Annotated in this window: 26 protein-coding genes, 1 other RNA gene and 1 pseudogene; 14 read left to right on the top strand and 14 right to left on the bottom strand. The window is 72.4% G+C overall.

Annotated elements, in window-relative coordinates; all coding sequences use genetic code 11:
- Positions 1-89 precede the first annotated feature (89 nt).
- Positions 90-1,541, top strand: coding sequence for an MFS transporter (locus K377_RS05645; protein WP_181512483.1), 1,452 nt, complete (start codon positions 90-92; stop codon positions 1,539-1,541).
- A 171-nt stretch (positions 1,542-1,712) separates the two neighbouring features.
- Here K377_RS05645 and K377_RS05640 read toward each other — a convergent pair whose 3' ends face one another.
- From K377_RS05640 to K377_RS05625, 4 genes are read right to left on the bottom strand one after another with little or no spacing between them, the layout of a single operon-like run.
- The gene (locus K377_RS05640) at positions 1,713-2,345 is read right to left on the bottom strand and encodes a response regulator transcription factor (RefSeq protein WP_111662009.1); all 633 of its coding nucleotides are present in this window, start codon (positions 2,343-2,345) and stop codon (positions 1,713-1,715) included.
- Positions 2,346-2,366: 21 nt separating this feature from the next.
- Positions 2,367-3,626, bottom strand: a complete 1,260-nt coding sequence (locus tag K377_RS05635) for a sensor histidine kinase (protein ID WP_111662008.1) — start codon at positions 3,624-3,626, stop codon at positions 2,367-2,369.
- 27 nt (positions 3,627-3,653) lie between these two features.
- Positions 3,654-4,370 (bottom strand): ABC transporter permease, encoded by a 717-nt coding sequence (locus K377_RS05630; protein ID WP_111662007.1) that lies wholly within the window; start codon positions 4,368-4,370, stop codon positions 3,654-3,656.
- Positions 4,370-5,299 carry an ABC transporter ATP-binding protein gene (locus K377_RS05625; RefSeq protein WP_111662203.1) on the bottom strand — a complete coding sequence of 310 codons (930 nt, stop codon included), beginning with the start codon at positions 5,297-5,299 and terminating at the stop codon, positions 4,370-4,372. The genes K377_RS05630 and K377_RS05625 overlap by 1 nt, the downstream gene beginning before the upstream one ends.
- Before the next feature lie 274 nt (positions 5,300-5,573).
- Between K377_RS05625 and K377_RS05620 the strand changes: the two genes are divergently transcribed.
- From K377_RS05620 to K377_RS05610, 3 genes are all read left to right on the top strand, one after another.
- Entirely contained in the window at positions 5,574-6,428 is an 855-nt protein-coding gene (locus K377_RS05620) for a MaoC/PaaZ C-terminal domain-containing protein (RefSeq protein WP_111662006.1), read from the top strand.
- A gap of 70 nt (positions 6,429-6,498) precedes the next feature.
- Positions 6,499-7,575, top strand: coding sequence for a Zn-dependent alcohol dehydrogenase (locus K377_RS05615; RefSeq protein ID WP_111662005.1), 1,077 nt, complete (start codon positions 6,499-6,501; stop codon positions 7,573-7,575).
- 373 nt (positions 7,576-7,948) lie between these two features.
- A complete protein-coding gene (locus K377_RS05610) occupies positions 7,949-8,887 on the top strand; it encodes a 3-oxoacyl-ACP reductase (RefSeq protein ID WP_111662004.1) in 939 nt (312 codons plus the stop codon).
- A gap of 69 nt (positions 8,888-8,956) precedes the next feature.
- Here K377_RS05610 and K377_RS41290 read toward each other — a convergent pair whose 3' ends face one another.
- Positions 8,957-9,139: a hypothetical protein gene (locus K377_RS41290; protein ID WP_146614687.1), complete on the bottom strand. Its 183-nt coding sequence runs from the start codon at positions 9,137-9,139 to the stop codon at positions 8,957-8,959.
- A 55-nt stretch (positions 9,140-9,194) separates the two neighbouring features.
- Positions 9,195-10,340: a hypothetical protein gene (locus K377_RS05605; RefSeq protein WP_111662003.1), complete on the bottom strand. Its 1,146-nt coding sequence runs from the start codon at positions 10,338-10,340 to the stop codon at positions 9,195-9,197.
- Between the two features lie 252 nt (positions 10,341-10,592).
- Between K377_RS05605 and K377_RS05600 the strand changes: the two genes are divergently transcribed.
- From K377_RS05600 to K377_RS05585, 4 genes and pseudogenes are all read left to right on the top strand, one after another.
- Entirely contained in the window at positions 10,593-11,645 is a 1,053-nt protein-coding gene (locus K377_RS05600) for an ABC transporter substrate-binding protein (RefSeq protein ID WP_111662002.1), read from the top strand.
- A 43-nt stretch (positions 11,646-11,688) separates the two neighbouring features.
- Positions 11,689-12,546, top strand: coding sequence for a Nif3-like dinuclear metal center hexameric protein (locus K377_RS05595; protein ID WP_111662001.1), 858 nt, complete (start codon positions 11,689-11,691; stop codon positions 12,544-12,546).
- Positions 12,543-13,286 carry a zinc ribbon domain-containing protein gene (locus K377_RS05590; RefSeq protein ID WP_181512492.1) on the top strand — a complete coding sequence of 248 codons (744 nt, stop codon included), beginning with the start codon at positions 12,543-12,545 and terminating at the stop codon, positions 13,284-13,286. Before K377_RS05595 ends, K377_RS05590 begins: the two co-directional genes overlap by 4 nt.
- 119 nt (positions 13,287-13,405) lie before the next feature.
- Positions 13,406-14,044: pseudogene (locus K377_RS05585) on the top strand (histidine phosphatase family protein); the annotation flags it as partial.
- Here K377_RS05585 and eda read toward each other — a convergent pair.
- Together eda and yaaA are read right to left on the bottom strand one after the other, a co-directional pair.
- Positions 14,019-14,663: a bifunctional 4-hydroxy-2-oxoglutarate aldolase/2-dehydro-3-deoxy-phosphogluconate aldolase gene (eda, locus tag K377_RS05580; protein WP_111662201.1), complete on the bottom strand. Its 645-nt coding sequence runs from the start codon at positions 14,661-14,663 to the stop codon at positions 14,019-14,021. The pseudogene K377_RS05585 and the gene eda sit on opposite strands and share 26 nt — an antisense overlap.
- Positions 14,664-14,739: 76 nt before the next feature.
- On the bottom strand, positions 14,740-15,522 hold the full coding sequence (gene yaaA, locus K377_RS05575; RefSeq protein WP_111661999.1) for a peroxide stress protein YaaA: 783 nt from the start codon (positions 15,520-15,522) through the stop codon (positions 14,740-14,742).
- Positions 15,523-15,615: 93 nt separating this feature from the next.
- On the opposite strand from yaaA, the gene K377_RS05570 reads away from it, so the two are divergent.
- On the top strand, positions 15,616-17,058 hold the full coding sequence (locus K377_RS05570; protein WP_111661998.1) for an RNB domain-containing ribonuclease: 1,443 nt from the start codon (positions 15,616-15,618) through the stop codon (positions 17,056-17,058).
- Here K377_RS05570 and K377_RS05565 read toward each other — a convergent pair.
- A complete protein-coding gene (locus tag K377_RS05565) occupies positions 17,009-17,569 on the bottom strand; it encodes a hypothetical protein (protein ID WP_237551535.1) in 561 nt (186 codons plus the stop codon). The genes K377_RS05570 and K377_RS05565 overlap by 50 nt on opposite strands.
- Before the next feature lie 44 nt (positions 17,570-17,613).
- The gene (locus K377_RS05560; RefSeq protein WP_111661996.1) at positions 17,614-18,372 is read right to left on the bottom strand and encodes a MerR family transcriptional regulator; all 759 of its coding nucleotides are present in this window, start codon (positions 18,370-18,372) and stop codon (positions 17,614-17,616) included.
- Between the two features lie 137 nt (positions 18,373-18,509).
- On the opposite strand from K377_RS05560, the gene K377_RS05555 reads away from it, so the two are divergent.
- The 5 genes from K377_RS05555 (at position 18,510) to K377_RS05535 (ending at position 22,002) form a co-directional block, all read left to right on the top strand.
- Complete coding sequence (locus K377_RS05555) at positions 18,510-18,932, top strand: DUF4260 family protein (RefSeq protein ID WP_111661995.1); 423 nt, start codon at positions 18,510-18,512, stop codon at positions 18,930-18,932.
- Entirely contained in the window at positions 18,925-19,461 is a 537-nt protein-coding gene (locus K377_RS05550; RefSeq protein ID WP_111661994.1) for a TetR/AcrR family transcriptional regulator, read from the top strand. The genes K377_RS05555 and K377_RS05550 overlap by 8 nt, the downstream gene beginning before the upstream one ends.
- Positions 19,462-19,581: 120 nt before the next feature.
- Complete coding sequence (locus tag K377_RS05545) at positions 19,582-20,151, top strand: Uma2 family endonuclease (protein ID WP_111662200.1); 570 nt, start codon at positions 19,582-19,584, stop codon at positions 20,149-20,151.
- Positions 20,152-20,180: 29 nt separating this feature from the next.
- Positions 20,181-20,579, top strand: an RNA gene (rnpB, locus tag K377_RS05540) — RNase P RNA component class A.
- A gap of 79 nt (positions 20,580-20,658) precedes the next feature.
- On the top strand, positions 20,659-22,002 hold the full coding sequence (locus K377_RS05535) for an MFS transporter (protein ID WP_181512482.1): 1,344 nt from the start codon (positions 20,659-20,661) through the stop codon (positions 22,000-22,002).
- A gap of 11 nt (positions 22,003-22,013) precedes the next feature.
- On the opposite strand, the gene K377_RS05530 is transcribed toward K377_RS05535, so the two are convergent.
- From K377_RS05530 to K377_RS05515, 4 genes are read right to left on the bottom strand one after another with little or no spacing between them, the layout of a single operon-like run.
- Positions 22,014-22,493, bottom strand: coding sequence for a hypothetical protein (locus K377_RS05530; protein ID WP_111661992.1), 480 nt, complete (start codon positions 22,491-22,493; stop codon positions 22,014-22,016).
- Positions 22,494-22,510: 17 nt separating this feature from the next.
- Positions 22,511-23,347, bottom strand: a complete 837-nt coding sequence (locus tag K377_RS05525) for a heme ABC transporter ATP-binding protein (RefSeq protein ID WP_111661991.1) — start codon at positions 23,345-23,347, stop codon at positions 22,511-22,513.
- Entirely contained in the window at positions 23,344-24,438 is a 1,095-nt protein-coding gene (locus K377_RS05520) for an iron ABC transporter permease (protein ID WP_111661990.1), read from the bottom strand. The genes K377_RS05525 and K377_RS05520 overlap by 4 nt, the downstream gene beginning before the upstream one ends.
- A 1-nt stretch (position 24,439) precedes the next feature.
- On the bottom strand, positions 24,440-25,486 hold the full coding sequence (locus tag K377_RS05515) for a hemin ABC transporter substrate-binding protein (protein ID WP_111661989.1): 1,047 nt from the start codon (positions 25,484-25,486) through the stop codon (positions 24,440-24,442).
- Positions 25,487-25,534: the final 48 nt, after the last annotated feature.

Raw genomic sequence — 25,534 nt, 5'->3', positions numbered from 1 at the left:
TGCGCGCCCTAGGTCGCCGGTCCTATGACCTGCGGCCCATGACCGGTGCGTCGAAATCCTGATGTACGGGGCCCCGGAGCCCTGCGACCATGACGACCATGCCGCAGACTCCTCCGCTGGTGCCCGATGCCGCCGACGGCTCCGACCACGCCATAGGCCGCCGCAGGCCCGCGCCGCCCGCCTGGCTGGTGGTGGCCGTGGCCTGTGCCGGGCAGTTCCTCGTCGTTCTCGATGTCTCCGTCGTGAACGTCGCGCTGCCGTCCATGCGGACGGATCTCGGGCTGAGCGCGGCGGGTCTGCAATGGGTGGTCAACGCCTACTCGATCGCGTTCGCCGGGTTCATGCTGCTCGGCGGGCGGGCCGGTGATCTGTTCGGGCGCAAGCGGATGTTCCTCGTCGGGCTCGGACTGTTCACGCTCGCCTCGCTCGTCGGCGGACTCGCCGAGCAGGACTGGCAGTTGCTGGTGGCCCGCGCCGTGCAGGGGCTCGGCGCCGCCGTTCTCGCCCCGTCCACCCTGACCATCCTCACCTCGGCCGTGCCCGAGGGCGCCGCGCGCGCCCGCGCCATCGCCACCTGGACCGCCGTCGGCGCGGGCGGCGGTGCGGCGGGCGGGCTCGTCGGCGGTGTCCTCACCGAGGGGCTGAACTGGCGCTGGGTCCTCCTCATCAACGTCCCGCTCGGCGCCGTCGTCCTCGCGGCCGCCGCCCGCTGGATCCAGGAGTCCCGCGCGGGCGGCGAGCGCCGCCTCGACCTGCCCGGGGCGCTGCTCGTCACGGCGGGCACGGCGACCCTCGCCTACGCCGTCGTGCAGACCGAGGCGGCCGGCTGGGGGTCGGCCGACACCCTGGTTCCGCTCGGGGCCGCGCTCGTGCTCATCGCCGCGTTCCTCGTCGTCGAGGCGCGTACGCGGTTGCCGCTGATGCCGCTCGGGCTGTTCCGGGTGCGGTCCGTGGCGGCGGCCAACGCGGCGATGTTCGTGTGCGGCATGGGGTCGTTCGCCATGTGGTTCTTCATGACGCTGTACGCGCAGAACGCGCTCGGGTACACGCCCGTCGAGGCCGGGCTCGCGCTGGTGCCGAGTTCGCTCGCCGTGGTCGCGGGCTCGAAGACCGCGCCCCGCCTCATGCGGCGGTTCGGGGCGCGCAATGTCGCGGTGGGCGGGGTGCTCGTCACCGCCGGGGGGTTCGGGTGGCAGTCGACGATGAGTGCGCACGGGTCGTTCGTCGTGAGCATCATGCTGCCCGGGATCGTGATGATGGCCGGGGCCGGGTTCGCTATGACGCCGCTGGCGTCGCTGGCCACCTCGGGGGCGGCGCCGGGGGACGCGGGGCTCGTCTCGGGGCTGGTCAACACGTCCCGCACCCTCGGTGGCTCCCTGGGGCTCGCCATCCTCTCGACGGTCGCCGCCGGCCGCTCCGCGGGGGGCTTGGATCCTGTCTCGCTGACCAGCGGGTACGCGGCCGCGTTTCAGGTGGGGGCCGGGATCCTGCTGGTGGCGGTGCTGGTACTCCTGGCCTGGATGCCCCGCACCCCTGGGTAGTTCTCTGTCTGACGGCCGGTGGGGGCTGGTCGCGCAGTTCCCCGCGCCCCTGAGGCAGGCGCTTCGCGCCGCCTCCCCTTCAGAGGCCGCGGCTCCGCCGCGCCTCCGGTGATGAGATGGCGCACGAAGTGCGCATCTCAGGGGCGCGGGGAACTGCGCGGACAGTGCCGGTCAGAGCCAACCCTGCTGGCGCGCGGAGCGCATGGCTTCCATGCGGTTGCGGGTGCCCGTTTTGCCGATCGCCGAGGAGAGGTAGTTGCGGACCGTCGACTCCGAGAGGTGCAGCTTCCCGGCGATGTCGGAGACCGTCGCCCCGTCGGCGGAAGCCCGCAAGGCATCGGCCTCCCGCGCCGTCAACGGACTCGGCCCCGCCGAGAGCGCCGCGGCGGCCAGCGCCGGATCGACCACTGTCTCCCCGCGCAGCACCTTGCGAATGGACTCGGCGAGCTCCTCCACGGGTCCGTCCTTGACGAGGAACCCCGCGGCCCCGGCCTCCATGGCCCGCCGCAGATACCCGGGCCGCCCGAACGTGGTCAGGATCAGCACCCGGCAGTCCGGCACCTGGTCCCGCAACTCGGCGGCGGCATCGAGCCCGCTGCGCCCCGGCAGCTCGATGTCGAGGAGAGCGACATCGGGCCGGCACGTCAGCGCGGTGTCGACGATGGTGTCCCCGGCCGAGACCTGCGCGACGACCTCCATGTCCGCCTCCAGGCCGAGCAGCAGCGCCAACGCGCCCCGCATCATCCCCTGATCCTCCGCGAGCAGCACGCGCACGCTCTTCGCGGGCCGATGGTCCTGCGGCATCTCTGTCGTCACGCTGCGACCTTACGCGGTCGCCTCCGTCAGAACGGCGTCCCGCGCCGACTCACCCTCCCCGACCGGGAGTTCGGCCGTCACGGTGAAACCGGAACGCGCGCCCGGCCCCGCCGTCAGCGAGCCGCCCGCCGTGGCGAGCCGTTCGGCGAGCCCCTTCAGACCGGTGCCGCCGACCCCGGAACCGCCCGCGCCGGACGCCGGCGGCCCCGCACCGTCGTCGACGACCCGCATCCGCACCCGCTCCGCCGTCCCCTCGACGGTGATGACGCAGGTGCCGGCCGCGCTGTAGCGGACGGCGTTGGTGACCGCCTCGCGCACGACCCAGCCCAGCAGCGCCTCCGTCTGCGCGGACAGCGGCGGCCCTGATTGCCGTACGACGGGCTCGATCCCGGCGGCGGTGAGCGCCGAGCGCGCGTTGTCCAGCTCGGTGGCGAGGCTGCCCTCGCGGTACCCGGTGACGGCCTCGCGGATCTCGGTGAGCGCCTGCCGCCCGACCGCCTCGATGTCGGTGATCTGCTCCAGGGCCGCGTCCATGCTGCGCGGAGCCAGCCGCCGCGCCGCCTCCGACTTCACCACGATCACCGACAGGGTGTGCCCGAGCAGATCGTGCAGGTCGCGGGAGAAGCGCAGCCGCTCCTTCTCCACGGCCTGCCGGGCCAACTCCTCGCGGGCCGAGCGCAGTTCCCGTACGGTCTCGGCGAGGGACAGGATCGCCGCCGTCACCATCGTGGACAGGAACGTCCCGTAGAACACGCTGATCGCGTCCCAGCCCTCGCGCAGCGCGCCGACGCCGCCGCCGAGAACGCTGAGCCCCAGCCCGATCCGCCCGATGTTGTGACCCCGGGCGAGCGCGCCGACGGCGAGGCCGAGCAGCGGGAAGAACGTCAGCCAGCTGCCCCCGTACCCACCGGCCAGGGCGCACGTCAGCACGGTCATCAGACCGATGGCCACGCGGGTGGACGTGGCCTCCCGGGTCTCCTTCCGGAAGGCCCGGAACACCACATAGATGTAGAGGGAGTTGAAGGTCAGCAGCGCGATGCCGCCGATCCACGGATTCGGCGTCCTTCCCTGCACCAGGTTCGAGAAGGAGCCGAGCCCCATCAGCAGCCACGGCAGCATCGTGAAGCCGTTGAGCTGCGGGCCCAGCTGCTCGACCGGCTTGCCCTCCTTGCGGCAGGCGCGCTGCTCGGCCTTGACCCGCGCGTTCTCGGCCTTCCACTCGTCGCGCGCGACCTGCCAGGCCCGCCACCGGTCCTTCAGTGCCGTCATCAGAACTCCCCGTTCCCGTGTCCCGTCTCAGATGGTCCGAGCGGCCCTGCGGTACGAGACCACAGCGTACGAACCGAAGGCCAGCAGCCAGCCGACCAGAATCGCCAGGGCGGCGAGCGACGGCGCGTGCCCGTCGGCGACGGCCGTGCCGAGCTGCGCGAACCGGTTGGTCGGCGTGAACGACGACACGTGCCGCAGCCACTCGGGGAACAGCGCCACCGGGAACCACAGCCCGCCGAGCACCGCGAGCCCCAGATAGCAGAGCATGTTCAGCCCGCCCAGCGCCTGCGAGGTCAGCCGGTAGCCGTTGCCGAGGCCGAGCAGCGTGAAGGGCAGCGAGCCCAGCCACAGCAGGACGACGATGACCGGCCACTTCCACCAGTCGAGCCGTACGCCGTTCACCGCCGCGCCCGCGACCAGCACCGCCGTGACGGCGGGCAGCACGGTCACCACGCCCGTCAGCGCCCGCCCCATGACGCCCTGGTGCGGAGCCATCGGCGTGATCCGCAGCTGCCGCAGCCAGCCGATCGCCCGGTCCTCGGCGACCCCGCCCGCCGTGTTCATCGCCGCGCCCAGCGCCCCGTACGCGGCCATCCCCACCATCGACGCCGTCTTCCAACTGCCGTCGTCCGAACCCAGGTTGGTGAAAAGGAGATACATCATCACCGGCATCGCGACCGTGCCGATCACATACCGGCCGTCGCGCAGCGTGCGCCGGACCTCCAGCCGCAGGTAGTCCCACATCACACACGCTCCAGCTGCTCGTCGTCGTGCCCGGTGCCGGTTGCGGTGCCGGTCAGCGCCAGGAACGCGTCGTCCAGGGAGGCCGGCGCGACCTCCAGATTCCGTACGGCGTCCAGGGCGGCCAGCGCCATCACGGTCGCGTCCGGGTCCTCGGTGCGCAGCCGGGCCCGGTCGCCGCGGATCTCCACCGAGACCACCCCGGGCAGCAGGGCCAGCCCCTCCGTGCCGCGCCCGGCGAGGTCGAAGGCGACCAGGCTGCCGCCGCCAGCCCGGCGCAGTTCGTCCCCGCTGCCGTCGGCGACGATGCGGCCGTGGTCGATGACGACGATCCGGTCGGCGTGCGCGTCGGCCTCCTCCAGATAGTGCGTGGAGAACAGCACCGTGTGGCCGCGCCGCGCGTACGCCCGCATCGACGCCCAGAACGCGTGCCGGGCCTCCACGTCGAGCGCCGCCGTCGGCTCGTCCAGGACGATCAGCGCGGGGTTCCCGGCCAGCGCCACCGCGAACCGCACCCGCTGCGTCTGGCCGCCCGACAGCTTGTCCACGCGGCGGTCCGCCAGCTCCGCGATCCCGGCGAGCCGCAGCGCCTCCGCCACGTCCATCGGCGCCGGGTAGCGGCGGGCGACGAAGCCGACCAGTTCGGCGACGGTGACCCGCGGCACGGCCCGGCCCTCCTGGAGCATCGCCCCGACCCGCCCGGCGCGCACCGCGGTCTGCGGCGACGTACCGAACAGCTCCACGCGCCCCTCGTCCGGCTCGTCCAGGCCGAGCAGCAGGGAGATGGCGGTGGACTTGCCCGCGCCGTTGCGGCCGAGCAGTGCGACCGTCTCGCCCGGGTCGATCCGCAAGCAGAGGCCGTCGACCGCGCGGACGTCCCCGAATGTCTTGACGGCCCCCGTGAAGGACACCGCCGGTGTCTCTGTCGTCATGACACCGACGGTACGGAGCGGCACGGGCCGTGCGGCAGACACGGGTGTCCACGATCCGCCGGTACAAATGTCACACCCGGTGGAACTGACGCTCAGTCAGAAAGGTTCCGCCGCACCCTTCCCAACCCATCACCTCTTGGCTATACATGAGGTCGCCGGGTGGATGAGAACACGTTCTACCCAGCCTGTGACGACCTCGGTGCGGCCGACGGTGCGGACGGTCGCACCGAGGTCTTGACCCGTACGACCCGTCAGCCTGAGGAGCGCCTGCCTGATGCCCATCGACGCAGCGAAGGCCGTGGCCGCCGAGCCCAGGTCCGCCGAGATCTCCTGGGACCACAAGGACATCCAGCTCTACCACCTGGGCCTCGGCGCCGGAGTCCCCGCCACCGACCCCGGCGAGCTGCGCTACACGCTCGAATCGGCGCTGCACGTCCTGCCGAGCTTCGCCACCGTCGCGGGCGCGGGCACGGGGGTCGTCGGCGGGCTCAACTCCCCGGGCGTCGACGTGAACCTGGCGCACGTGCTGCACGGCGGGCAGACGATCGAGACGCACCGTCCGATCCCGGTGAAGGGCACGGCGACCACCACGTCCCGCGTCGCCGCCGTCTACGACAAGACCAAGGCGGCCGTCCTCGTTCTGCGTTCCGAAGTCTCCGACACGGACGGGCCGTTGTGGACCGCCGACTCGCAGATCTTCGTCCGCGGCGAGGGCGGGTTCGGCGGCGAGCGCGGCCCCTCCGAGCGCCTGGAGGTCCCCGACCGCGCGCCCGACCGCACCGTCGACCGCCCGATCCGCGAGGAGCAGGCCCTCCTCTACCGCCTCTCCGGCGACTGGAACCCGCTGCACGCCGACCCCGAGTTCGCCAAGCTCGCCGGCTTCGACAAGCCGATCCTGCACGGCCTGTGCAGCTACGGCATGACCCTCAAGGCCGTCGTCGACACGGCCCTCGACGGCGACGTCTCCCGCGTCACCCGCTACAGCACCCGCTTCGCCGGTGTCGTCTTCCCCGGCGAGACGCTGCGCGTGCGCATGTGGCAGCAGCCGAACCGGGTGCAGGTGACCGTGACGGCCGTGGAACGCGGCGAGGCACCGGTCTTGGCGGACACGCTCATCGACCACACCTGAACGACGTACACGCAGCAGAGAGCACCTGAGAGCACCTGAGAGCAGCTGAGACGCGAAGGAGCCGCACCCCATGCGAGCAGCCGTACTGCACGAGACAGGGCAGGACAAACTCGAGGTACTGGACGACGTCGAGGCGGTCGGCTTCGGCCCGGGGAAGGTGAAGATCCGGGTCCGGGCGACGGGCCTGTGCCACTCCGACATCTCCGCGATGAACGGCGTCCTGCCGCAGCCGGCGCCGTTCGTCCCCGGCCACGAGGGCGCCGGCGAGATCACCGACGTCGGTGACGGGGTCGCCGGGCTCAGCGTCGGCCAGCGGGTGCTCGTCTGCTGGCTGCCCGCCTGCGGCGCATGTCCTTCCTGCAAGCGCGGCCAGACCCAGCTCTGCCTCGCCGGGTTCATGAACGCCGGTACGCCCAACTTCAAGCGGCCCGGCGGGGACGTCTTCGGGTTCGCGGGCACCGGGACGTTCGCCGAGGAGGTCGTGGTGGACGCCGGGTGCGCGGTGCCGATCCCCGACGACGTGCCGTTCGACATCGCCGCGCTCATCGGGTGCGGGGTCACCACCGGGCTCGGGTCCGCCATCAACACCGCCGATGTGGCGGCCGGTTCGTCGGTGGCGGTCATCGGGTGCGGGGGCGTCGGCATCTCCGCGATCCAGGGTGCCCGGCTCAAGGGCGCGGCCCAGATCGTCGCCGTCGACCCGGTGGAGTCGCGGCGCGAGGCGGCGCTCAAGTTCGGGGCGACCGAGGCCGTCGCGCCGGACGCGCTCGGCGACGCCAAGCAGCGCATCACCGCCGGTGAGGGGTTCGACTACGTTTTCGAGGTCGTCGGCAAGTCGGCCACCGCCCGCACCGCGTACGAGACGACCCGGCGCGGCGGCACGCTCGTCGTGGTCGGCGCCGGTGCCATGGACGACGTCCTCCAGCTCAACATGTTCGAGCTGTTCTTCGACGAGAAGCGCATCCTGCCGTCCATGTACGGCGGCGGTGACGTCCTCACGTCCTACGAACGCGCCATCGCCCTCTGGCGCGCGGGCCGCATCGACCTCGAATCCCTGATCACCCACCGGGTCCCCCTGGCGGAGATCAACGAGGCCCTGGACCAAATGCGCACGGGCTCCGCCCTGCGAACCTGCATCGAGATCTAGCGGCGATCGGATGCGCCCCGTAAGGGGCGCGGGGAACTGCGCGATCAGCCACGACGGCGCCGCACCCGAAGAGCTCCCCTGAACCCGGGGCTCTGCCCCGGCCCCCGCTCCTCAAACGCCGGAGGGGCTTGGTGGGCAGGTGTGCCCGGTGCCCCAGGGGCGCGGGGAACTGCGCGACCAGCCACGACGGCGCCGCACCCGAAGAGCTCCCCTGAACCCGGGGCTCCGCCCCGGCCCCCGCTCCTCAATCGCCGGAGGGGCTTGGTGGGCAGGCGTGCCCGGTGCCCCAGGGGCGCGGGGAACTGCGCGATCAGCCACGACGGCGCCGCGCCCGAGAGATGTCGCGGACCCGAACCGAGAGGACACGCCCACCATGTCAACGCCGCTCAAGGGCCGCACGGCAATCGTCACAGGAGCCGCCCGCGGCCTGGGCCGCGCCGAGGCTCTGGAACTGGCCCGCCTCGGCGCGAACGTCGTCGTCAACGACTTCGGCCGGCCCGGCAGGGACGGCTCGGGGGAGGCGGACGCCACCCCCGCCGAACAGGTCGCCCAGGAGATCCGCGCCGCAGGCGGCACGGCCACCGCCCACACCGGCGACGTGGCCGACCACCAGCAGGCCGCAGAACTGGTCCAGTTGGCCGTCGACACTTACGGACAGCTCGACATCCTGGTCAACAACGCCGGCATCCTCCGCGACCGCATGATCTTCTCGATGACCGAGGACGAATGGGACTCGGTCATCCACGTCCACCTCAAGGGCCACTACAACACCACCCACTTCGCGGCCCGCCACTGGCGCGACCGCTCGAAGGAGACCGGCGCCCCGGTCTACGGCCGCATCGTGAACACATCCTCGGAGGCGTTCCTGGCGGGCAGCGCCGGCCAGCCCAACTATGCGGCGGCGAAGGGCGGAATCGTCGGACTCACCACCTCCACGGCCCTGGCCCTGGTCAAGTACGGCGTCACGGCGAACGTCATCTGCCCCCGGGCCCGCACCCGGATGACGGAAGACGTCTTCGCCGGGTTCGCCGAGCCCGCCGAAGGGCTCGACCCGCTCGCCCCGGAACACGTGGCCCCGCTGGTCGGCTACCTCTCGGGCCCGTCCGCGTCGCACGTGAACGGCCAGCTCCTCGTCGTGCACGGCGGCATGGTCGCGATCGTCGAACGGCCGCAGGTGCGGGCGAAGTTCGACACGGAGAAGGACGCGTTCACGTACGACGAACTCGACGCGCTGCTCACCCCGCACTACCAGGACCGCCCGCCGAACGAGACCTTCGCGGCGGCGGAGGTGCTCGGCCTCAAACACGGCTGACCCCAGAGAACGCAGGAGGGGCCCGGTGACCGATCGGTCACCGGGCCCCTCCTGTCCTGAAAGCGGACCCTAGGCCTCGTCGGCCCGCGCCCCGCGATGCCGCCCACGCGGCTCGGGCTGCTCGCTCGGAGCCGCCGCCGACGCGGTGACCGTGCCGCGATGCCGCCCGGAACCACCGGAGGCCGAAGCCTCCACGCGCTCATGGCGCTCCATGGTCTCCGTGCTTCCGTTCCTGCCGTTGCTTTCCGTCATCGGAAAACTCACCCCGTAAACCCTTACAAGATCCTTGACTTACAGCCCGGCGAGTCTAACCACCCGCCGTGCGCCCACCGAGCGGCGCCTGCCCCAACGGGACGGGACGCGGTGCCGACGGCGCCTCGGGCACGGCCGGGGCGGGTTGTCCGTCCGCGGCCGGAACCGATGGCTCCGGGGCGCATACCCGAGCGAGACCGCATGACACCTCCTGCGTCACACAAGGAAGAGAAAGCACTCCTTCGCGTGACCAGAACCCGCTCCCGGTCAACCAGCCCTCCGGAGCGGCCAGTTGATGCAACGGCGCGTCGGACGGCCGCCACAACCCGATCCACGGCGCGCCGTCGGCTCCCGCGGGGCCGTCGATGCGCAGCGCCACCGCGCAGCTCTCCGGCAGCAGCGTCTGCCCGGGCTGCACCGCGAACGGCGTCACCGTGCAGTCCGCGACCCGCAGCGCCTGCGGAAAGCGGATGGGCAGCGTCGAGCCCAGCACACCCCAGCCGAGCCGCGGTTCCCCCGGGGTCGCCGCGTCCGAGCGGACCAGGATGAGCCCGCTGTCGAGATCGGCGATGAGCAGCCGGTCGTCGCTCTCCTCCGTGATCTGGAGGAGCGGCGTCACCTCGCCGCCCCGCTCCAGATCGACCGCGACCGTCTTCACCGGCCCACCGTCGGCCGGCTCCCGGTCGAGCGCGAGCAGCCGCCCCCCACGGTCCAGCCACACCCCGCCCGAACACCGCCCCGGCACCTCGGCCACATGCTCGGGGCCGAACGACCCGCCCGCCACCAGCCACACATGAGTGGACTTCTCGCCCGGCTCCAGGGCGTACGCGCTGCGCCCGTCCGGCGACGGCGGCAGCAGCTCCAGCTCGTCGCACTCCACGGCGCCGAGCGGCACCTCGCCGGTCTCCGGCCCCGTCGGGTACAGCAGGGCGAACAGATGGCGCCTGCCGTCGGCCCGGCGCCGGATCAGCACCCGCCCGTCGGTCAGCGGCAGCACATCGGTGTCCGGCTCCTCGGGCTGGTGGCCGGGCAGCGGCACCGCGTACGGCTCAGGGCCGTCCAGCGTCCACCGCTGCGGGAACCACGAGGTGCCGTCGTACGCGAGCCGCGCCGCGTACGACGCGTCCGCCGTGATCACACAGCCGGTGCGCGGCGGCCGCGGCCGCCTCTCCGGCTCGGTCTCCAAGGCCAAGGCCGTCATGGGGATCTGTCACCTCCGCTCGTCCCCCCTGGGTGTCCTCCACGGCCGAAGCTAGTTTTCGTACGTACCTCCAGGGCATTCACGACCGCCCGCTTCACACCAAAGGGTGGCCGTGCCCGCAATCTGCTGAGAGGCGTACGCCGGATGTGCTGGGGGGCGGGGGAGCGGCGAACGGGCCCCGACCTGGCTGATGTTAGGTTTGCCTAACTAATTGCTGTGCACATCTTGTGTACCCGGAACTGGAGCACACCCATGCTCATACGCCCCCGTACGCGCGTCGCGGCCCTCGCCGCCACGGCGGCCGCCGCACTCGCCCTCACCGCCTGCGGTTCCGGGGACGACGGCTCCGGCGGGGCGAGCGGTGACAACGGCGCGGGCTCCAAGGCCGTGGCCCAGGGCGGCGACGACTTCTCGAAGGCCGCCGAGCAGACCGCGAGGATGGGCACGACGGCGAAGGCCGGCGAGTTCCCGCGCACCCTCACCCACGCGCTCGGCAAGACCGAGATCAAGAAGAAGCCGCAGCGCGTCGTGGTCCTCGACGTCGGCGAGCTCGACAACGTCGTCTCCCTCGGCATCAAGCCCGTCGGCTACGCCCCCACCGAGGGCGACGACGGCATCCCGTCCTACCTGAAGAAGGACGCGGGCAGCCCCAAGAACGTGGGCACCATCAACGCCCTCAACATGGAGGCCATCGCGGGCCTCCACCCCGACCTGATCCTCGGCAGCGAGCTGCGCGCCGCCAAGCTCTACCCGCAGCTCGCGAAGATCGCCCCGACCGTCTTCTCCATCCGCCCCGGCTTCACGTGGAAGGAGAACTACCTCCTCAACGCCTCCGCGCTCGACGAGAAGGCCAAGGCCGAGGCGAACCTCGCCGCGTACGACAAGAACGTGAAGCAGCTCGGCGCCGACGTGAAGAAGGCCAACGGCGGCACGGCCCCCACCGTGACGATGCTCCGCTACATGCCGGACCGCATCCGCCTCTACGCCAAGGCCTCCTTCATCGGCACGATCCTCGACGACGCCGGCATCCCGCGCCCGAAGAACCAGCAGATCGACGACCTGGCGACGGAGATCAGCCCGGAGAAGATCGACTCCGCGGACGCCGACTGGATCTTCACCGGCGTCTACGGCGACGCGAAGAAGACCCAGCGCGCGAGCGCCGAGGACAACCCGCTCTGGAAGAAGCTCGGCGCGGTCGAGAAGGGGCAGGCCAAGGACGTCCCGGACGAGACCTGGTACCTCGGACTCGGCGTCACGGCCGCCCAGGAGGTCCTGAAGGACCTGCGGGCGAACCTGGTCAAGTAACCACGCTTAGGGCCGGGGCACGCGGCGCAGGTAACCTGTCTGCGTGCCCCGCCTGTCTGAAGTAACCGCCGCGCTCGCCACCCTCTGGCCCGCCTCCCTCGCCGAGGGATGGGACGCGGTCGGCACGGTCGTCGGCGACCCGGAAGCCCAGGTCACCCGGGTGCTGTTCGCCGTCGACCCGGTCCAGGAGATCGTGGACGAGGCCGTGAAGCTCGGCGCGGACCTGCTGATCACGCACCACCCGCTCTATCTGCGCGGTACGACGACGGTCGCGGCGTCCACCTTCAAGGGCCGGGTCGTCCACACGCTGATCAAGAACGACATCGCGCTGCACGTCGCCCACACCAACGCCGACAAGGCCGACCCCGGCGTGAGCGACGCCCTCGCGGGCGCCCTCGGCGTCCGCGTCGTACGCCCCCTGGTGCCCGACCCGGCGGACCCCTCGGGCCGCCGCGGCCTCGGCCGGATCTGTGAACTCGACCACCCGGTGACCCTGCGCGAGCTCGCGGGCACCGCCGCCGACCGGCTCCCCGGCACCGCCCAGGGCATCCGCGTCGCGGGCGACCTCGACGCGACGATCCGCACCGTCGCGGTCTCCGGCGGCTCGGGCGACAGCCTCTTCGACGACGTACGCGCGTCGGGCGTCGACGCCTTCCTCACCGCCGACCTGCGCCACCACCCGGTGAGCGAGGCCCGCGAGCACTCCTCCCTGGCGCTGCTCGACGCCGCGCACTGGGCCACCGAGTGGCCGTGGTGCGAGCTGGCCGCGAGCCAGCTGGAGCAGATCTCCGACCGCGAAGGCTGGGGCCTGCGCGTCCATGTCTCGCGCACACCCACCGACCCCTGGACCGCCCACGCGGCGTCCAACAACCCCCTCTCTACCTTTGGAGCCCCCAACTGAACGCCGCGCCCGCCGACCAGATCCGTCTCCTGGACGTCCAGGACCTGGACGTCCGCCTCCAGCAGCTCGCGCACAAGAAGAAGTCGCTGCCCGAGCACGCCGAACTGGAGTCGCTCGGCAAGGACCTCACGCAGCTGCGTGACCTGCACGTCGCCGCGACCACCGAGGAGAGCGACTGCGCCCGCGAGCAGACCAAGGCCGAGCAGGACGTCGACCAGGTCCGCCAGCGTGCCGCCCGCGACCAGAAGCGTCTCGACTCCGGGACCGTCAGCTCGCCCAAGGACCTGGAGAACCTCCAGCGGGAGATCGCCTCGCTCGCCAAGCGCCAGGGCGACCTCGAGGACGTCGTCCTGGAGGTCATGGAGCGCCGTGAGTCCGCGCAGGAGCGGGTGAGCGAGCTGACCGACCGGCTCGCCTCCGTCCAGGCGAAGATCGACGACGCGACGGCCCGCCGTGACCAGGCCGCCGGCGAGCTGGACACCGAGGCGTCGTCGGTCGGCAAGGAGCGCGAGGTCGTCGCGGCCTCGATCCCGGCCGACCTGCTGAAGCTCTACGACAAGCTCCGCGAGAAGGAGGGCGGCGTCGGCGCCGCCAAGCTCTTCCAGCGCCGCTGCGAGGGCTGCCGCCTGGAGCTGAACATCACGGAGCTGAACGAGGTCCGCGCCGCGGCCCCCGACGCCGTGGTCCGCTGCGAGAACTGCCGCCGCATCCTGGTCCGCACCTCGGAGTCGGGCCTCTAGTGCACCGGCCACCTGACGGGGCCCAGGACGATCGGGGCTCCGTCAGGGGCGCGGGGAACTGCGCGAGCAACCACGACGGCGCAGCAGTCGCACCCGAATCAGCAACCGCCAACGGCGGGACGCCCCCGGACCTCGGCACCCCCACCACCTTCATCCTGCTCCGCCACGGCGAAACCGCCCTCACTCCCGAGAAGCGTTTCTCGGGCAGCGGCGGCACCGACCCGGAGCTGTCGGACACGGGTCGGCACCAAGCGACCCGGGCGGCGGCGGCGCTGCACGAGCGAGCCACGATCGACGCGATCGTGGCATCCCCCCTCAAGCGCTGCCAGGAAACGGCCCAGGCGGCAGCGGCCCGCCTGAACCTGGACGTCACGACCGAGACCGGCCTGCGCGAGACGGACTTCGGCGCCTGGGAAGGCCTGACCTTCAAGGAGGTCCGGGACCGCCACCCGGCCGACATGGACGCCTGGCTGGCATCCCAGGACGCGCCCCCCACCGGCGGCGGCGAAAGCTTCGCGGCGGTGGCGGCCCGGGTCGCCGCGACCCGCGACCGTCTCACCGGGACCTACCGGGGCCGCACGGTCCTGCTGGTCACGCACGTGACGCCGATCAAGACCCTGGTGCGCCTGGCGCTGGGCGCCCCGCCGGAGGCCCTGTTCAGGATGGACCTCTCGGCGGCGTCCCTCAGCACGATCGCGTACTACGCCGACGGCAACGCCAGCGTGCGCCTGCTCAACGAGACAGCTCACCTGCGATAGCGCACGCCTCGCGGGCCAGCGACTCGACGCGGCCCCAGTCCTTCGCGGCGATGGCGTCGCCCGGCAGCATCCAGCTCCCGCCGACGCAGCCGACGTTCTTCAGCGCCAGGTACGAGCCCGCGTTGGCCGGGGAGATCCCGCCGGTCGGGCAGAACCGGGCCTGCGGCAGCGGGCTCGCGAGGGACTTCAGATAGGCGGCGCCACCAGCGGCCTCGGCGGGGAAGAACTTCATCTCGGTCACCCCGCGCTCCAGGAGCGCCACGACCTCCGACGTCGTGGAGACGCCCGGCAGGAACGGCACCCCGGACCCGCGCATCGCGACCAGCAGCGCGTCCGTCCACCCCGGGCTGACCAGGAAACGGGCCCCGGCGGCGACCGAGTCGGCGACGTTTCCGGGCGAGATGATCGTGCCCGCGCCGACGACCGCCTCCGGCACCCCGTCCGCGATCGCGCGGATCGCGTCGAGCGCGGCGGGCGTGCGCAGGGTCACCTCGATCGCGGGCAGCCCGCCCGCGACCAGCGCCCGTGCGAGCGGCACCGCGTCGGCGGCGTCCTCCACGACGACGACGGGAACGACGGGGGCGAGATCGAGCACGGAGGCAGCGGCAGAGGAGGTCATGGCCTCATCCTGCCTCGCGTGGAGCAGCATGCGCAAAGGTCGTTGCGCATGCTGCAATGAATGCCTCTGCTCGCTGTCAGTGAATCTCGTCCACCAGCACGTCCAGGCTCCATGCCCGCCCCGGCTTCGCGGGCTCCTCGACCTCGACCGTGTAGCCCAACTCGCGCAGTAAGTCGACGAGTTCGGCGGGGCCGGCCGGTGCGGCGCCGGACTGGAGCAGAGCGCGGACGATCCGGCCCTTGGTCGCCTTGTTGAAGTGGCTGACGACCTTGCGGGTCGGCGCGTGCAGCACCCGCACCCCGGCCGTCCGCTCCGCCGGCCCGCCCTTCGGCTTCCAGGCCGCCGCGTACGCCGCCGACCGCAGATCGAGCACGAGCCCGTCCCCGGCCGCCTCGGGCAGCACCTCGGCCATCGGCGCCTTCCAGTACGGGCCGAGCGCACCGAGCCCCGGCAGCTTCACGCCCATCGAGCAGCGGTACGACGGAATCCGGTCCGTCACCCGCACCGCGCCCCACAGCCCCGAGAAGACGAGCAGCGAGCGCGCGGCCCGCTTCTTCGCGGCGGCGTCGAGCGAGGCCAGGTCCAGGGCGTCGTAGAGCACTCCGGTGTAGATCTCCCCGGCGGGCCGGGCCCCGGCCGTGCGCAGCTCAGCGTTCTTCCCGATCTCGCCGCGCAGCCCCTCGCTCAGGCCCAGCACCTCGCGCGCCTTGTCCTCATCGGCGGCGCACAGCTCGACCAACTCGTCCAGAACGGTGGCCCGCGCCTCGGCGAGCCCCGGCAGCGAAAGCCCCTCCGGCTTCAGCGGTGCCCCGCGTCCGGAAGCGGCCTTACCCTCCGACGGCGGCAACAGCACAAGCACGGGCTCTCCTCATACACGTACGGAACGACGGGCGACGACAGAGCCCCAGCGTACGGCGTGCCGACCAGGCCACCGACGCCTACGCTCGGTGCCATGCCCCTCCGCCACCTCCGTGTGACCGGCGCCGCGCGGGAGCCGCTCGGTGCCGTACTGAGCGACCTGCGTACGCGGCTCGACGTGCCCGCGGAGTTCCCGGCCGAGGTGCTCGCCGAGGCCGAGGCGGCCGCCGCCGCGCCGAGACTGCCCGAGCGCGACGAGACGGACATCCCCTTCTTCACCGTCGACCCGCCCACCTCCACCGACCTCGACCAGGCCATGCACCTGTCGCGGCGGCCCGGCGGCGGCTACCGGGTGCGGTACGCGATCGCCGACGTGGCCGCCTTCGTCGCGCCCGGCGGCGCGCTCGACGCCGAGGCCCACCGGCGCGTGACGACCCTGTACTTCCCCGACGGGAAGACGCCGCTGCACCCGACCGTGCTGAGCGAGGGCGCGGCCAGCCTGCTGCCGGGCCAGACCTGCCCCGCCGTGCTGTGGACGATCGACCTCGACGCGGACGGGCGGACCGTCGCCACCGACGTCACCCGCGCCCTCGTCCGCAGCCGCGCGAAACTCGACTACGCGGGCGTGCAGAAGGCCATCGACGACGGCACCGCCGAGGAACCCGTCGCCCTGCTCCGCGCCATCGGCACGCTGCGCGAACGCCTGGAGCAGGAGCGCGGCGGCATCTCCCTCGACGTGCCCGAGCAGGAGATCGAGACCGACGGGGACGACTACAGGCTGGCCTTCCGCGCCCCGCTGCCCGCCGACTCCTGGAACGCCCAGATCTCCCTGCTCACCGGCATGGCCGCCGCCGACCTGATGCTCGCCGCGGGCGACGGAGTGCTGCGCACCCTGCCCGCCGCCCCCGACGGCGCCGTGGGCCGCCTGCGCCACAGCGCGAAGGCCCTGCACATCGACTGGCCGCACCACGTCCCGTACGCGGCCCTCGTCCGGTCCCTCGACCCGCACGACCCGCACCACGCGGCCTTCCTCCAGGAGTGCACGACGCTGCTGCGCGGCGCGGGCTACACCGTGTTCACCGGCGGCGAGCTGCCCGAGCTGACCACGCACGCCGCCGTCGCCGCCCCGTACACGCACTGCACGGCGCCGCTGCGCCGCCTCGTCGACCGTTACGCGTCCGAGCTGTGCCTCGCCGCGGTCGCCGGGCAGGCCCCGCCGGAGTGGGTGCTCGCGGCGCTGCCCGGCCTGCCCAAGGAGATGGCCGACGGCACCCGGCGCGCCAACGCCGTGGAGCGCGAGTGCGTCGACATCGTCGAGGCGGCGCTGCTGCGCAACCGGGTCGGGGAACTGTTCGACGCCGTGGTCGTCGACGTGAAGGACCACGAACCGGCCGTCGGCACCGTCCAGCTGACCGACCCGGCCGTGGTCGCCCGCATCGAGGGCGGCTCCGCCGATCTCCCGCTGGGGGAGCAGTTGCGCGTACGGCTCACCCAGGCGGACCCGGGACAGGCGAAGGTCCTTTTCGCGCCCGCGTGAGCGCGGCGGCGAGAGCCCGGTCGAGCGCGTCGGTGTCCTCCGCGTAGAGCCGCACGACCCGCACCTCCCGCGCCCGCCCGAAGAAGCTGAAGTGCCGTACGGCCTCGTCGAGTTCAACGGTCAAGCTGGTGTGTGCGCCGACGTCCAGATTCAGTTCGCCGTCGGCGGGGGTGTGCGTGAACCGGCTCTCCCGCCGCACCCGCGCGATCCGCTCGAACGGTATCCACAGGTCCACCTGGGCCCCGCGGCGCACCCGCAGCGCGTCGGCCGTGACCACGTGCGGCCGGGTGACGGCGGCGGCGTGCAGCCCGAGGAACATCAGCACGGTGTAGACGTCCAGGACCGTGACGACCGCGTGCAGGACCGGCAGCCCGCGCAGCAGCACCCACATCCCGCACGACTCGACGACGCAGACGAACACGAGGGCGTACATCATCACGGCCTGTCCCCGCGCGTACGAGAAGGCGCCGGCCCCCGCCGGAACCCCGTGCCGCCGCCGCGCCACCCACATCCCGAGGCTCACCAGCACCCGCAGTTCGTGCCGGAGAACGCGCTTCACCGCTCCTCCTCCGCCATCCGCATCGCGAGCCGTACGGCCTCCGCCTGCGCGGGGGAGAAGTCGCCGAGGAACGCGTCGAGGAGCGCGTGCTGCTCGATGCCCTCCGCCGTCGGCAGGTCCGCCGGCAGCCAGCCGAGCAGCGCCCGGGCCGCCTCGGCCACCCGCGGATCGTCCGGCCCGGCCTCGGCGAGCGCGTCGAGCAGGGCGTACACCTCGCGTACGGAGTCCAGGGCGCCCGGCGCGGTGAGCGCGGGCCCCAGGACGGCCATCAGCTCCGCCCGCGCCTCGGGCGGCGCCGTCGCGTCGACGAGGGCCAGCACCTCGCGGTCCTTGACGGCCATCGGCGAATCGAGGTCGACGTCCCCCAACTTTGCGAAGAAGGAGGCGAGTTCGGGGGACAGAGGACTCCCCGCGGGCAGCCCTCCCTGCCGTTCCGCGTCGTCGAGCAGCGCCCGCAGTCGCACCCGCCGCTCGTGCAGGGCCGCCTCCTGCCGCGCGAGATCCGCGTCCAGCTCGGCCAGCACCTCGACGAGGTCCCGCCCGGCGTCCTCGGCGAGCACGTCCCGCACCTCGCCGAGCCCGAGCCCCAGCTCGGTCAGCCGCCGGATCCGCGCCAGCTCCACGGCGTGCCGCAGCCCGTACTCCCGGTACCCGTTCCCCAGCCGCTCGGGCTCGGGAAGCAGCCCGAGGTGGTGGTAGTGCCTGATGGCCCGTGTGGTGACCCCGACGATCCGGGCCAGCTCTCCGATCCGCATGACTTCAGTAGAAACGTTGACGTTGCGGCAAGGTCAAGCGGAGCCTTGACCGCTAACGCTGTTAGCCGTACGGTTCTGGTACCGCTCGGCTAACGATGTTAGCCACCGAGTGCCGTCAGACTCTCCGGGAGGCCCCGATGAGCACCACCGCACCCACCACGACCACACCGCTCAAGCCCGCCCTGCGTACGGCCCGCCGCACCGCCTGGCTCGCACTCGCGCTCTTCTGGTCGGCGTTCGCGGTGCTGGAGGGCGTCAATCACGGCTGGCTCGCGGGGCTGTTCGCGCTCGCCCTCTTCATCGCGCCCGACCTGACGTTCCTGGCAGCCGCCGGTGATGCCCGGCACGTCGAGAAGGGGCAGCTCCCGGCCCGCGCCGTGCCCTTCTACAACACGGCCCACCGCGCCCTGATCCCGCTGGCCCTGATGGTCGCCTACACGCTGCTGTCCCTCACCTGGGCGCCGCTCTTCGCGGGCCTGTGCGGCTGGCTCGCCCACATCTCGTACGATCGCGCCTTCGGCTACGGACTGCGGACCAAGGAGGGCTTCCAGCGTGCTTGATGCTCCCACCGGGCGACGCCTCACGCCCCGCGCCACCGAGATCGCGGCGGAGGCCAGGGCCCTGCTGGAGGAGTCAGGACCCGACGCCCTGACCATGCGGGGCCTGGCCGACCGCCTGGGCATCAAGGCCCCGTCGCTCTACAAGCACTTCCCCGACAAGTACGCCGTCGAGGCCGAACTCGTCGCGCAGATGCTCACCGAGTCGGCCGAGGCCTGCGAGGAGGCGGAGCGCACGGCCCCGGGATCGCTCCCCGCGCTGATGACGGCCTACCGCTCCTGGGCCCTCGCCCACCCCCACCTCTACCGCCTCGCCACCGAACGCCCCCTGCCCCGCCACGCCCTGCCCGAGGGCCTGGAGGACCGGGCGGCGGCCCCCCTGATGCGCGCCTGCGCCGACGACCACGACCTGGCCCGCGCGGCCTGGGCATTCGCCCACGGCATGGTGATCCTGGAACTCCACGGCCGTTTCCCCGACGGCGCGGACCTGGACGAGGCGTGGGCGACGGGCGCGCGAGCACTGCGCGGCTGAGGCCCGCCCCCGGCCCGGGCTGTGCCACGATCGAGGGAACGGTCCCCGATCTCGGCGACAGGAGATCCCCCGATGCCCCAGCGTGGCGAGCGACCGAAGGAGGCGCGTGACATGACCGCCATGGCACACGAGCCGCTCACGCAGGCAGACGTCCTGCTGGAGGGCTTCCTCGCGCTGGACACCCCGGAGGGATTCCGGGCGGAGCTGATCGAGGGGGAGATCGTCGTGACGCCACCGCCGGACGGGGACCACGAGGACTACATCGGCCTGGTCCTGAACCAGGTGATCAGGCGTTCGCGGACCGACATGCAGTTTTCCGGGAACAAGGGACTGAAACTCAAGCGCGGAGGCGCCTGCCCCAAGAATCACGCGATCCCGGACGGCACCTTCGCACCGGCGGAACGCCGCCTCTTCCGCGGCGCCGACCCCTGGATGCCCTGCGAGGGGGTCGCCCTGGTGGTCGAAGTGACCTCCAGCAAGCCGCAGGCCGACCGAGAGGCGAAGCGCCGCTGCTACGCCCAGGGCGGTATCCCGCTCTACCTGCTCATCGACCGGGACGCCTCCTCGGTGACCCTCTTCAGTGACCCAGAGGGCGACGACTACCGGGAGCACTGCACCCGCCCCTTCGGCAAGACCGTCGCCCTGCCTGAGCCCTTCGCCTTCGATCTGGAGACGGCCGACTTCCTCTGAACCGGCAGGTAAGATGGCCGGACGGCAGACGAGCCGGGCGGGCGGCCGCGTGGGGTTCTTCGGAACCTCCCGAGGAACGTCCGGGCTCCACAGGGCAAGGTGGTGGCTAACGGCCACCCGGGGTGACCCGCGGGACAGTGCCACAGAAAACAGACCGCCCGGTGCTTCGGCGCCGGGTAAGGGTGAAACGGTGGTGTAAGAGACCACCAGCGCCTGAGGTGACTCAGGCGGCTAGGTAAACCCCACCTGGAGCAAGGTCAAGAGGAGTCACTTCGGTGACTCTGCGCGGACGATCGAGGGCTGCCCGCCCGAGTTCGCGGGTAGACCGCACGAGGCCGGTGGCAACGCCGGCCCTAGATGGATGGCCGTCACCCCGACGACCGCGAGGTCCCGGGGTACAGAACCCGGCGTACAGCCCGACTCGTCTGCCCCCACCTCCCACCTGGGCTTCCATCAGGTGAAACACCTCTTTCATGTGCGTGTCCTATGCAGCTAACGTCGGGCGCCATGAGTGCACAGGGCATGGCGGCGGCGGAGCGGCTCGACCGGTTGAAGGCCGGGGGGTGGCACAGACGGCTGACCGCGATCGTCGGGATCGGGGCCTTCTTCGATCTGTACGAGGTGTTCCTCGGCGGCGTCCTCGCCGCCGCGCTCGCCGAGCCCTGGCAGCTGTCGGGCGACCAGAAGTCGTGGCTGATCGCCTCCGGGTTCCTCGGGATGTTCGTCGGTGCCAATGTGCTCTCGGTGCTCGCCGACCGGTTCGGGCGGCGGCGGATGTTCCTCGTCAACCTCGGGCTCTACTCGCTCTTCTCGCTCGCCTGCGCCTTCGCCCAGGACGCCACCCAGCTGTCCGTGCTCAGGTTCCTCGCCGGGCTCGGGCTCGGCGCCGAACTCGTCCTCGTGGACACGTACTTGGCGGAGTTCCTGCCCCGAGCCGTGCGCGGCCGGTACATCGCCTGGGCCTACACCTTCGGCTTCGTCGGAGTGCCGGTCGCCGCGCTGCTCGGCGCCCGGCTCGTCGCCAGGCACGAACTGCTCGGCATCGACGGGTGGCGGTGGCTGCTGGTGGCGGGGGCGTGCGGCGCCGCGTTCATCCAGCTCCTGCGTACCCGGCTGCCCGAGTCGCCGCGCTGGCTCGCCTCGCGCGGGCGGCACGCCGAGGCCGAGGCGATCGTCCGGGACATCGAGGCGCGCACCGGCGTCGACCCCGGCGCGGGCGCGAACCCGCTCGCCGCCGTCACCGAGGAACGGGTGCCGCTCAAGCGCATGTTCAAGCCGCCCTACGCGCGCCGCACCGTCATGTGGTGGATCTTCCAGGTCCTCCAGACCGTCGGCTACTACGGCTTCGGCTCCCTCGCCCCGGTCGTGCTCCAGGCGAAGGGCCACACCGTCACCGAGTCCCTGACCTACGCGGCCCTCAGCTATCTCGGCTACCCGGTCGGCTCGGCGCTGTCCGTGCCGCTGATCGACCGCGTCGAACGCCGGTCGCTGATCATCGCCTCGGCGCTCGGCATCGCCGGTCTCGGGCTCGTCTTCGGGTTCGCGTCCGCCTCCTGGCTGATCGTCGGCGCCGGGTTCGCGCTCACCGTCTGCAGCAACATCTTCTCCAACGCCTTCCACGTCTACCAGACGGAGATCTTCCCGACCGGCCTGCGCTCCAGCGCCATCGGCATCGCCTACTCGCTGTCCCGGCTCACCTCGGTGGTCCTGCCGTTCGTCGCGCTCGACGTGCTCGACGACCTGGGCGCCACGGCCGTGTTCGCCGGGTCCGGCGTGCTGATGGTGCTGCTGTGCGTGAACGTGCGGCTGCTCGGGCCCCGGACCACCGGGCGGAGCCTCGACGCCATTTGACCCCCGAGGCGTCAGGGGAGTTGGACGTGGGGCCGGGACGCCGCGATGAACTCGTGAATGAGGGTGCGGGATGCGTTCCGCGCGATCTCCAGCTCGTCGCGGTCGCCGGCCCGCGGTATGCGGTCCACCGCATCCATCGCCCGGCGAGCGAGCGCCGGAAGCGCGGGGGCATCGGTCAGTAGCTCAACGCGGAACATCGCCTCCATCGCCCCTGCCCGCAACCGCTGTGCCTCGCGCCGCAGTTCGTGCAGGTCGGCTGGGTCATCGGTGCGGCCGTCGTGTCGCGGGTACCAGTAATCCATCTGACCCCGGCGGTAGTTGGCCAGGGCCCCGCCGAACGTGCAGTAGGCGTCGATCCGTTCCTGGCGCAGCCGCTCGCCCCGGGCGAACCGCTCGGAGCGAGCCGTGGTCCTGCTCTGGAGCAGGTGGCTGAGGGACGCACCCAGCAAGGTGCCCAGGACCGCGATGACGCTCGTGACGACGACAACCATGAGGCCCAGCCAAGCACCTAGTGCCGCACCGGCACCACCAAAGGCGCCCCACTCCCCGGATGCGGCAGTACCTCCACCGGATGCTGGTACACCTCACTGAGCAGCGGCCCCGTGAAGACCTCGGCCGGGGGGCCCGCCGCTGTGACCCGGCCGCCGTGGAGCACCGCTGTCCGGTCGGCGTGGGCGGCGGCCAGGCCCAGGTCGTGCAGGACCACGACCACCGCGTCACCGGCGGCGGCCCGCTCCCGGCAGACGCGCAGGACCAGTTCCTGGTGGCGCAGGTCGAGGGCGGCCGTCGGCTCGTCCAGGAGGAGGAGCTGGGCGGACTGGGCGAGGACGCGGGCCAGGGCGACCCGGGCGCGTTCGCCGCCGGACAGCGCGGCGAACGGGCGGGCCGTGAACGGCGTCGTCTCCGTCGCCGCCAGCGCCGCCGCGATCACCGCCTCGTCCTCGTCCTCGTACGCCGTGCCCGCCCAGGGCGCCCGTCCCATCCGCACCACGTCCGCCACCGGGAACGGGAAGGACAGCGTCGCCGACTGGGGCAACAGGGACCGGCGCAGGGCCAGTTCGGGTGCCGACCAGGCGGACGCCGGGCGGCCGTGGAGCAGCAGGTCGCCCGCGCCGACGGGGAGGTCCGCCGCCAGTGCCGCCAACAGGGTCGATTTCCCTGCGCCGTTGGGGCCGACCAGAGCCAGCACCTCGCCCGCCCGCACCGTCAGGTCGACGCCGGAGAGCACGGTCCGGCCGCCGAGGTCGACGCGGAGGGCGCGGGCCTCGGCGACCGTGTCCCCGGGCGCGTACCGCTCGGGGAGCGTCCGTGAGCGGGTCCACCTCTTCATGACCGGCCTCTTCATGCCCAGCCTCCTTGCTTGCGGCGGGTGCGGCGCAGCAGCCAGAAGAAGAACGGGCTGCCGGTCAGCGCGGTGAGCACCCCGATGGGGAGTTCGGCGGGCGCCGCCACCGTGCGCGCGGCGAGATCGGCCCCCACCAGGACGACCGCGCCGCCGAGCGCGCTGCCGGGGACGAGGAAGCGGTGACCGGGACCGGCCAGCATCCGCAGCAGGTGCGGGATCACCAGGCCGACGAAGCCGATGACACCTGACACCGCCACGGCCGCCGCCGTGAGCAGCGCGATGACGAGGATGAGCGTGATCCGCAGCTTCTCCACGTCCACGCCCAGGTGCCGCGCGGGGCGTTCGCCCAGCGAGAGCAGGTCGAGCCGGCGGGAGTAGAAGGGCGCGATCAGCAGGCCGGCGGCCGCGCAGGGCAGGACCGCGAGGACCTTCGGCCACGTCGCCTGCGCCAGCGAGCCCAGCTGCCAGAACGTGATCTGGTTGACGGCGGCCGTGTCCGCGTAGGACAGGAACAGGCCGATCAGCGCGCCCGCGAAGGCGTTCACGGCGATGCCGGTCAGGATCAGCGTGACGACCTCCGTGCGGCCGCCCGAGCGGGACATGACGTAGACGACGAGCACCGTGGCGAGGCCCGACACGAACGCGCAGACCGTGATCGTCCACGTACCGAAGAAGTTCAGGCCGAGCGCGATGCAGCCGACCGCGCCGACCGCCGCGCCCGACGAGATGCCGATGACGCCGGGCTCGGCGAGCGGGTTGCCGAACACGCCCTGCATCAGGGCGCCCGCGCAGCCCAGCGAGGCGCCGACGAGGAGGGCGAGGACGACGCGGGGCAGGCGGACGTTCCACAGGACCGATTCGCCGACCCGGTCGAGCGCGTGCCCGCCGAGCCCGGCCCGGTGCTGGACCGAGGCCAGGATGTCGCCGGGCGCGATGTGGTAGGCGCCGATGCCCGCGGAGAGCAGGGCGAGCAGCAGCAGAGCCGCGGCGAGTCCGGCCGTCAGCAGCCAGGCCGTGCTGCGTCGCGTCCGAGGGGCTGCGGCGGGCGGCTTCGGCCCGGCCGCCGTCGGCGGGGTCGCGGTCGCCGTCATCTCAGGGACCGTCCGTCGCGTAGAGCTGCTTCACGATCGAGCGCAGCACCTGGTCGGTGCGGGGGCCGTAGTTGAGCAGGACGCCGTCCTCGACCGAGACGACCCTGCGGTCCACGCCCGCCGGGGTCTCGGCGACGCCCGGGATCTTCACCATGCCGTCGATCCCGCCGACGGACTCAAGTCCCTTGCTCATGACGAGGATCGCGTCCGGTGCCGCCTTCGCCAGCGCCTCGCTGGTGATCGCGGTGAAGTCCTTCTTCAGGCCCGAGGCAGCGCCCGCGTCGACCGCGCCCGCCGCCTCCAGGAGTGAGCCGGCGCCCGACTCCTTGCCGCCGAGGAGGTAGACGGAGGCCGAGCCGCGCAGGTAGAGGAAGGCGACCCGCGGCCGGTCCTTCTCGCTCTTCGGCTTCGGGATCGTCCTGCGCACGGCGTCGATCCGGTCCTCGGAGCGCCGGGTCAGCTCCTTGCCCGCGGCCGGGACGCCGAGGGTGTCCGCGACGGCCTGGATGCGGGTGCCGACGTCGGACAGGCCCTTCGCCGGGCCGATCACGACGACCGGGATGCCCGCGTCGCGGATCTGCTGCATGGCCTCGGCGGGCCCGCTCGTGGTCTCGGCCAGCACCAGGTCCGGCTTCAGGGACAGCACGCTCTCGGCGGACACGTCGTGGTTGCGGGTGACCACCGGCAGCTTCTCCGCCTGCGTGAACGTGGCCGTGATGTCGCGCGCGACCACGTGCCCGCCGAGCCCGAGCGTGAACACCAGCTCGCTCAGGCTGCCGGAGAGCGGCACGATCCGGTCGGCCTCGCGCACGGTGACCCGCTTGCCGTCGGCCGAGTCGACCGTGGCGGGCAGCTTCGGCGTGGGGGAGGGGCTGAGCGGCTCGACGCGGTTCGCCGTCGCCGCCTTCGCGGTGGTCCGTGGACCCGCGGTGGTCTTGGTGGTGGTGCCCGAGCAGGCGGTGGCGAGCAGCGCGAGCGCCAGGAGCAGTACGGAGATCAGCACCCCCGTCCGTCGGGGGGAGTGCGCGAGGGCGCCGTGCGTGGACACGCGGACACCGTCCTGTCGTGGTCGGAGGGGCTGTTGACAAAGGCGATC

Source organism: Streptomyces sp. PsTaAH-137 (assembly GCF_003259365.1).
GTDB lineage: Bacteria > Actinomycetota > Actinomycetes > Streptomycetales > Streptomycetaceae > Streptomyces.
This window is presented reverse-complemented; position numbering and strand designations above follow the sequence as displayed.

Bases quoted from the DNA above. Each gene is read 5' to 3' on its own strand.
- K377_RS05645 (WP_181512483.1), top strand. From the start codon at position 90: ATGACGACCATGCCGCAGACTCCTCCGCTGGTGCCCGATGCCGCCGAC.
- K377_RS05640 (WP_111662009.1), bottom strand. From the start codon at position 2,345: ATGCCGCAGGACCATCGGCCCGCGAAGAGCGTGCGCGTGCTGCTCGCG.
- K377_RS05635 (WP_111662008.1), bottom strand. From the start codon at position 3,626: ATGACGGCACTGAAGGACCGGTGGCGGGCCTGGCAGGTCGCGCGCGAC.
- K377_RS05630 (WP_111662007.1), bottom strand. From the start codon at position 4,370: ATGTGGGACTACCTGCGGCTGGAGGTCCGGCGCACGCTGCGCGACGGC.
- K377_RS05625 (WP_111662203.1), bottom strand. From the start codon at position 5,299: ATGACGACAGAGACACCGGCGGTGTCCTTCACGGGGGCCGTCAAGACA.
- K377_RS05620 (WP_111662006.1), top strand. From the start codon at position 5,574: ATGCCCATCGACGCAGCGAAGGCCGTGGCCGCCGAGCCCAGGTCCGCC.
- K377_RS05615 (WP_111662005.1), top strand. From the start codon at position 6,499: ATGCGAGCAGCCGTACTGCACGAGACAGGGCAGGACAAACTCGAGGTA.
- K377_RS05610 (WP_111662004.1), top strand. From the start codon at position 7,949: ATGTCAACGCCGCTCAAGGGCCGCACGGCAATCGTCACAGGAGCCGCC.
- K377_RS41290 (WP_146614687.1), bottom strand. From the start codon at position 9,139: ATGACGGAAAGCAACGGCAGGAACGGAAGCACGGAGACCATGGAGCGC.
- K377_RS05605 (WP_111662003.1), bottom strand. From the start codon at position 10,340: ATGACGGCCTTGGCCTTGGAGACCGAGCCGGAGAGGCGGCCGCGGCCG.
- K377_RS05600 (WP_111662002.1), top strand. From the start codon at position 10,593: ATGCTCATACGCCCCCGTACGCGCGTCGCGGCCCTCGCCGCCACGGCG.
- eda (WP_111662201.1), bottom strand. From the start codon at position 14,663: ATGACCTCCTCTGCCGCTGCCTCCGTGCTCGATCTCGCCCCCGTCGTT.
- K377_RS05570 (WP_111661998.1), top strand. From the start codon at position 15,616: ATGCCCCTCCGCCACCTCCGTGTGACCGGCGCCGCGCGGGAGCCGCTC.
- K377_RS05565 (WP_237551535.1), bottom strand. From the start codon at position 17,569: ATGTGGGTGGCGCGGCGGCGGCACGGGGTTCCGGCGGGGGCCGGCGCC.
- K377_RS05560 (WP_111661996.1), bottom strand. From the start codon at position 18,372: ATGCGGATCGGAGAGCTGGCCCGGATCGTCGGGGTCACCACACGGGCC.
- K377_RS05555 (WP_111661995.1), top strand. From the start codon at position 18,510: ATGAGCACCACCGCACCCACCACGACCACACCGCTCAAGCCCGCCCTG.
- K377_RS05545 (WP_111662200.1), top strand. From the start codon at position 19,582: ATGGCACACGAGCCGCTCACGCAGGCAGACGTCCTGCTGGAGGGCTTC.
- K377_RS05535 (WP_181512482.1), top strand. From the start codon at position 20,659: ATGAGTGCACAGGGCATGGCGGCGGCGGAGCGGCTCGACCGGTTGAAG.
- K377_RS05530 (WP_111661992.1), bottom strand. From the start codon at position 22,493: ATGGTTGTCGTCGTCACGAGCGTCATCGCGGTCCTGGGCACCTTGCTG.
- K377_RS05525 (WP_111661991.1), bottom strand. From the start codon at position 23,347: ATGAAGAGGCCGGTCATGAAGAGGTGGACCCGCTCACGGACGCTCCCC.
- K377_RS05520 (WP_111661990.1), bottom strand. From the start codon at position 24,438: ATGACGGCGACCGCGACCCCGCCGACGGCGGCCGGGCCGAAGCCGCCC.